Origin of the sequence: Thalassotalea sp. G20_0 (assembly GCF_017744175.1) — a bacterium.
Taxonomy (GTDB): Bacteria; Pseudomonadota; Gammaproteobacteria; order Pseudomonadales; family Endozoicomonadaceae; genus Endozoicomonas.
Genome location: NZ_JAGHQV010000005.1, coordinates 203,689 through 211,174 on the forward strand (window position 1 = coordinate 203,689; position 7,486 = coordinate 211,174).

The window sequence follows — 7,486 nt, forward strand, 5'->3', positions numbered from 1 at the left end:
AGGATGACCGGCGTCATAAAAGAGTATTGGCAAATCCTCAAACACCAGCTTCATGAGTGCTCACCAAGGACGCTGGCCGGCCGTTTCCTGATGGTGATGTTTGCCCTGGTGTTCACCTCCCAGCTTCTGGTGAATCATCTCTGGGAGCGGGAAACCGAGAGTGATCGGCAGGAAGCGCTTGCCAGAGTATCAACCAGTGTGGCGCTGCATCTGTCGGCAACTACTGAATACTTTGTTACATTGCCTGCCTCACTCCGCAAGGCCGCTATCAACAAACTGCGTTACATGGGAGGAGCCCGTTACTTCATAACCCTGAATCCGGAGTTTATTAAACTGGTGCCTTATGAGAACTCATTGGCCCATCAAACGGTGGTGAATGTCTTTAAGGCAGTACTTAAAAACGCCAATCATATCAGTGGCCGGGTCGAGGTGGCTTTTTCCCGACCGGAAACGCTGAAGGTGTTTGATAATCAAACGCTGCTGCAGGATCTGCCTGATAATCGTGGCCGGGAAACGTTATTGGTTGAGCCTCTGGATCTGCCGGTTCTGGTGATTCAGGTTGAGCTTGAAAACAGTGAGTGGCTATACCTGGCAACCCTGATGCCAGACTCATCCATTCTCTCGGCTGATGACTCATCCCCGGCACCTTTGCAAACTTCTTATTTGATCTGGATGCTGGTGCTGCTGGTATTTGCGACCATGGCTATCTATTTTATGGTTCGCCCTTTTGCGGCGTTATCCAAAGCAGCAAACGATTTTGGGCGGGATCTGGAGCCTGTGGCCATTCCTGAACGGGGCTGTCTGGAGTATGAAAGAACGGCCCGGGCATTTAACCAGATGCAGCAGAATATCCGCCATTATATGAATGACCGGAAACAGCTGTTCTCAGGGATTTCCCATGACCTGAAAACGCCGATTACCCGACTGCGGCTGCGAGCCGAAATGCTGGATGATGACGCCCAGCGGGAGCCGTTTATCCATGACCTGGAACACCTGGAAATCATGGTCAAGTCGGCCCTGCAGGTGGTCAGCAATACCGATATCCATGAAAACCCCCGGGTGGTTGATCTGGAAAGAATGCTTAATGACATTACACTCGCAGCCCAATCGGTTGGGCAGAGGGCCTGGCTGCATACACCGTTCCTGAATCATCCTGAGGGTGACGGGCGTTATAACATTACCGGAAAACCCCTGGCACTTAAGCGGTGCCTGGAGAACCTGATTGGCAATGCGATTGTTTATGGGGCACCGGCCAATATTTATATTGAGCGGGTAGCCGATCAGGTCATCATTACTGTCCGTGATAATGGGCCCGGTATTCCAGAGGGGATGGAAGAAACGATTTTTAAACCTTATTTCCGGCTGGACTACGGCTGTCAGAAGAACCCCGATGGTAACGGTCTTGGGCTGATCACCGCTCGCCACCTGGCGCGGATTCACGGTGGCAGCCTCAGACTTCGTAACCATCCGGAGGGTGGGCTGGAGGTTACCCTGACACTGCCAGTCGCCTGATTTTATGACAATTGATGTTTATTCGTTGATGGTTTGAACCACCTTAACCGGTTGGCATTGGACACCACGGTTACCGACGACAGTGCCATGGCACCACCGGCGATGACCGGATTGAGCAGCATGCCGGTAAAGGGGAACAGGATGCCCGCGGCAATGGGTATGCCTAATGAATTGTAGATAAAGGCACCAAACAGGTTCTGTTTGATATTGCTCAGTGTTGCTCTTGAGAGTTCAATAGCATCTGCGACACCGTGAAGAGATGCGCCCATCAGGGTCACATCCGCCGATTCAATGGCAACATCCGTCCCGGTGCCAATGGCAAAGCCAACATCGGATTGGGCCAGGGCCGGGGCATCGTTGATGCCATCACCCGCCATACCCACTTTATGACCGCTCCCGGATAGAAGATGCTGTAGTTCTTTCACATGCCCGGCTTTATCTTCAGGCAGAACTTCGGCATGGAACTCATCGATGCCCGCCTGTCTGGCAATGGCCTGTGCTGTTAACCGGTTATCTCCGGTGAGCATAACCACGGTAATACCCAGTTTATGAAGCCGTTTGATGGCTGCCTGTGAGTCGGCGCGGATAGGGTCTGAAACTGAGATGATCCCGGCCAGACAGTCATTAATCGCCATAAACATCGGAGTTTGCCCCTGTTCTGCCAGTTGTTCCGCTTTATCGACCAGGCTTTCGATGTTGCAGCCATTGTCGGCCATCAATTTTTTATTACCCAGCAACAATACCTGACCACCGACGTTACCAGAGACGCCGTGACCGGGAATGGCCTGAAAACTTTCAACGGCTTTCAGTGCTATTTGTTTTGACTGGGCGGATGCCACAATTGCTTCAGCAAGGGGGTGTTCAGAGCCCTGTTCCAGGCTGGCTGCCAGGGTTAACAGTTCGACTTCGGTGTATGGCTTCAGGCTGACAATCTCAGTAACGGTGGGACGGCCTTCGGTAATAGTGCCCGTTTTATCCAGAACCAGCGTCGTCAGTTTACTGGCCTGCTGCAATGCGTCACCTTTACGAATCAAGATGCCCAGCTCCGCAGCTTTACCCACTCCCACCATAACTGACATGGGAGTGGCAAGGCCCAGTGCGCAGGGGCAGGCAATGATCAGTACCGTGGTGGTGACCACCAGCGTATGGGCAACCCTGGGCTCAGGTCCTGCAAAAAACCAGACAGCTGCCGCCAGCAGGGCAATCAGGATAACGGCAGGAACAAAAATGCTGGAAATTTTATCGGCCAGTCGGGCGATCGGCATCTTGGCACTCTGGGCTTTTTTTACCAGGGCGATAATCTGGGCGAGTGCCGTTTCACTGCCCACTTTTTCAGCAGTAAACAACAGTGAGCCATTTTTATTCAGGGTGCCGGCACTAATGGTATCACCCGCCTGCTTTTCTATAGGGACAGGCTCACCGGTCAGCATGGATTCATCCACAAAGCTCGTGCCATCCACAATGCTGCCATCCACCGGAATCTTCTCTCCGGGGCGTACCCGCAGTGTGTCGCCTTTACGCACTTGCTGCACAGGGATATCCAGCTCTTTGCCAGCACGAATCACCCGTGCTGTCCTGGCCTGAAGCCCAAGCAGTCGTTTTACCGCTTCACTGGTTTTGCCCCTGGCTCTCAGTTCCAGCGCCTGGCCCAGGTTGATCAGGCCGATAATCATGGCGGAAGCTTCAAAGTAGACATGCCGGGCACTGTTGGGCAGCCAATCCGGGAACAGTACAACAATCATGGAAAACAGCCAGGCGGCACCGGTGCCCAGTGCCACCAGAGTGTCCATATTGGCATTGCGATGTTTCAGGGACTGCCATAGTCCTGTGAAGAAGTGTCCACCGGAGAAATACAGAATCAGTCCGGTAACCACGCCAACCACACCCCAGGCAATCTGCTCCTGAGGGCTGTTGATGCCCATCTCGCCGGTGACCATTCCCCAGATCATCAGTGGTATCCCGAGGCCCAGGGCGATGGCGGTATGTTTCAGCAGATAGCGATAACGTCGCCTGTCTTCTGCTTCCCGCTGAGCCTGTTGTTGCTCGAATGAACCCTCTGCAAGGTTAAGAACCGTGCCGGGAAACCCCGCCTGTTCCAGCGCAGAAAGTACGGAATGGATCTCTATATGAATATCCGTACCGCCGGTATTTTCCAGCAGAACGGTTTTATCTGCCAGATTAACGGTTACCTTAACCCCATCAATGCCCTGCAGTGATTTTTCAATTTTGCCAACACAGGAGGCACAGTTCATGGCTGCGATGGCAACCATTGCCGAGGTTTGAACTTCCGAAGCAAGCTCAGCGACAAAGCCAACACTTTCTACTGCACTTACTAACGCTTCTGAAGAGGCGGTTCCGGCAACCCGGGCAGTGCGATCGGCAAGATTAACACTGGCGGCAGTAACGCCGGTCACCGCAAGCAGGGCCTTTTCTACCTTGCCAACACAGCCGGCACAGCGCAGACCACTCAATCGCAATTCGGTTTCTATGGCGGTCATGGATTATGCTCCTGTGGCCATTCTGTCACTGACTGATGCAGCATAACCCTTCCCCTTACAGGAAGGTAAAGGCTTAGCTGGTCAAACCGTTGAAATTTTATATTCTACTAATTTTTTGGACAGTGAGCCCTGTTGTTGGAAAATGGCTAAAATTTCATCCAGTTTTTCTTCAGAAGACCCTTCCAGTGCAGTGCGCAGCTGGCCCGGAGTCATAGGCTCAGTGCCAAGGCATCTCTGATACAGTGCCTTACCAACGCCAAAAACCATCCCCGCGGCCTTGACCAGACTGAAGGCTTCCATAAATTGGGCTGTCATGGTCGTCCCGACCGAAAATTCATTGATTGTGGCATCTCTGTCAGCCCATTTTGCTAATCCATCCAGTTGATCAGGCGATACACCCGGATGCAAAGTGCCGTTAAAGCGAGTTTCGTTAGCCATCAGTCTGAATGTATCAGCCCTTTCCCGTGTATCACCACTGAGGCCCATTTGGTAGACAAAGGCATTGTAAAGCGCAAAACTGCCAACGGTTAAGCTGCATGCCAGGCCGAGGAGGGCTTTAGCCAGGGCGACTTTGCCAACTCTGGAGTCTGGTACAGAGCCAAGCGTGGTGAGAATTTTATTGATCTTATCAGAGATACGTTTTTCTGAATCGGTTAGTTGTGTTTGTTTGCCCGCTTTTTTCTTACAAAAAGCAGACGTTAAACGTGCAGTTTCAAATATTACCGTTTTAATTGAAACTAAAAATGTCGCCGTCATATAAGTTTCAATAATGGTATTAACCAGTGCGTGAGGCGACATTATGATAATTTTTGCTGCCTGGGCCCCGTAAGAAAAGGCCCATGATTCTGGCAGAATGAGTTCCGGGAGATCATTGGTCCATTGTTCAACACCCAGTGGTAAGGCATAGGCCGAAACCAGAGAAGCAATGGCAGCGGTTTGAACAAGATCAGCGGTCAAAATATTCTCAGCAGCAAGATGGCATCGCTCTGCCTTGCCTATTATTTCCCCGGCTTTGTAGAGAAGATTAAGCGCTTCACAGCCAATGGCCAGCATGGTAATACCTTCTGAGGCAGTACCCAAAATGGCAATAGTCAGTCCAAATTCTTTATGGGAAGCAATGCCAACCCTTGCCATGTCGCTGGCCGTGGCCAGGAATAATGCAGGAAAATAACATTTATTGAAGGCTTTTTGTGCCCGGGATAATTTTGTTGAATACTCTTGCCAGCTGGCAGGTGCTGCTGAAACTGCATCTAATGTTAATGCAGCAGTACTGAAGGACCCGATCAACGTCACAATAATGTCACTGGCTGTGGATTGTTTATCAAGAATAAAACTGCTGTATCTGCCAAAAGCACTGAAAAGACACAGACCTGTCAGCACCCCATGAAGTACTGATTTCGGTTTTTCCGCTTCGCAGATAAAACGCTGAAAAAGAATTTCAACGTCATGCTTTGGCCTCTTGAGCTGCTCATAAAGTTTTTCGATGATAATCGTCTTGTTTTCTTCCCTGCTGATATGTTTCAGAATGGATTCAATCTTATCGTGCTTTTTTTCAAATCTTACAGTGCTTCTTTCTCCCAGATTTTTGTTGGCTTCAATGGTTTGTAAAGTATTGAATATTTGATGGTGATCGTTAGCTAAACGTTCAATGTTTGATTTTGCATAATTCCAGTGATATTGGGCACTCTCCATTTTTTTTTGAAAGCTGTTAATCTCTTTTTCAGCCTCTGGTATTGTTAGCTCAGTGTGGTTAGTTAAATGCTGGATGGTCAAACGTTTACCAGGCTCATTTGCCAGGGTGGATTGGATTTTATGGGCCTGTTGTAATATTTCAGGGGGGGAGGAATGGTGCTCTTTTGGGGAATGGTTTTCTTCATCGACTTGCCGTCTTTTCCGAAAACCACTGGATAGCAGGGAAACATCACCAGATGATGAAATAGAAGTCGTTCTATCCAGTAATAAAGGGCCTGTAATATGAGCTCCTTTAGAAGCCAGCCCAATGGTGTGTAATGCTGGAGCATTGGTCACACCAGCTTCTGAACCATCCTGCAAGGGTAAAATATCAGTGACCTCGGCATTGGATGAACTGTTCTGGCTCAAATTCAGGACACTGAGATGCAGGGAAACCTTGGATGGTGAATTCATTGATGAATCCTGTATCGAATTGTAGTTGATTTTTATCAGGTCAATACTATTGGGTTAACGTCTTTGTACTTTAATGATGAATTAGAGTGCAGTAAAACTGACCGTGCCCAGAGAAAAAAGACATACAACTATTGACTGGTAATTTCATACACTTTTGTTCTCATGCACAGCTTCTGGCTATGAATTTGACCTTTGTCATTTACCGTCCACTGCGGCTAATCCGCCACAGATGGATGGACACCTGATCTATGCCATTAAACGTTCTGTCGCCCCAGCTGTACCACCGGACTATTGACTCTCCCGGAGCCCGTCGACGGCTGCGCTGGAGCTGCGGGTTGATGATGGGGCTGCCGGAATTGCAATGGATGCCTGAGTGCGTTCAACAATAGCGGTGTTGTTGATGAGTCCGGATTTGCCTGCCTGAGGGCCTTATAGCTTTTATAGGTACAGACTCCATAGGCGGCTATTGTCAAAGCAGCGGGTAAAGCAAACCAGGCATAAGCCGGGGGGCAAAAGTATCGCATAAATCTGCCCGCTCATCCGAGTGATCCGAACAATCAAAAGCCCCATCGCACACTTTATCCCGAGGAAGACATCTGCTGATATCGCAGCGGAAATCACGCCCTAACTCTGCACATCTGGCCTGAGGGCATAAATCTGCCTGGTCATCCGAGTGATCATCACAATCATCTTTCTGATCGCACACTTTATCCCAAGTAAGACATCTGCTGCTGTCGCAGTGGAAATCACGCTTTAACTCCTCACATTTTTTCTGATTGCATAAACCCGGCCCCTCATCGGAATCATCACCACAATGATTATCCCCACGAAATACCCCGTCACAGACCCCCTTGGTCTTAATGCACTTTTTGTTGTCACAGAAAAACCGCCCCAGATCTTCACATTTTTCCTTAGTGCATAAATCTTCCCGCTCATCCGTGTCATCAAAACAATCATCATGCCCATCGCACTCATAATCGATATAAATACATTTGTGGTTGTCACAGCGGAATCCATGACCTAACTCTTTGCATTTGTCCTGAGTGCATAAATCCGCACCCTCATCCGAGTTATCACCACAATTATCTCCCCCATCGCATACCAGATAGTGAGGAATACATTTATCTGCCTTTCACCACCCCAATCAGGAATATACCGACTCATATAAAATGCCTAAAACTTGAATGATCGCCCGTTGTCTTTTCTTCAAACCGACCACACGTTGTTCCTGATTATTGACCGTTAATACACTAACCCCTTGAAAACAGAAAAACACCCATCTCGCCGTTGGGTTCTGGCAGGGCTTTTTTTTCTGGTTTAAGAATACACGG

The 7,486-nt window shown here is 49.4% G+C and carries 4 protein-coding genes and 1 pseudogene; 1 reads left to right on the top strand and 4 read right to left on the bottom strand.

Features of this window, described 5'->3' with window-relative positions; genetic code table 11:
* Nucleotides 1–3 precede the first annotated feature (3 nt).
* On the top strand, nt 4–1,512 hold the full coding sequence (locus tag J7438_RS04865; RefSeq protein ID WP_209275646.1) for an ATP-binding protein: 1,509 nt from the start codon (nt 4–6) through the stop codon (nt 1,510–1,512).
* A gap of 2 nt (nt 1,513–1,514) precedes the next feature.
* On the opposite strand, the gene J7438_RS04870 is transcribed toward J7438_RS04865, so the two are convergent.
* The 4 genes and pseudogenes from J7438_RS04870 to J7438_RS04885 all read right to left on the bottom strand — a co-directional run.
* Complete coding sequence (locus J7438_RS04870; protein ID WP_209275647.1) at nt 1,515–4,010, bottom strand: heavy metal translocating P-type ATPase; 2,496 nt, start codon at nt 4,008–4,010, stop codon at nt 1,515–1,517.
* A gap of 81 nt (nt 4,011–4,091) precedes the next feature.
* Nucleotides 4,092–6,155, bottom strand: a complete 2,064-nt coding sequence (locus tag J7438_RS04875; protein ID WP_209275648.1) for a hypothetical protein — start codon at nt 6,153–6,155, stop codon at nt 4,092–4,094.
* Between the two features lie 254 nt (nt 6,156–6,409).
* Nucleotides 6,410–6,679, bottom strand: coding sequence for a hypothetical protein (locus tag J7438_RS04880; RefSeq protein WP_209199826.1), 270 nt, complete (start codon nt 6,677–6,679; stop codon nt 6,410–6,412).
* A gap of 620 nt (nt 6,680–7,299) precedes the next feature.
* Nucleotides 7,300–7,486: pseudogene (locus tag J7438_RS04885) on the bottom strand (hypothetical protein); the annotation flags it as partial.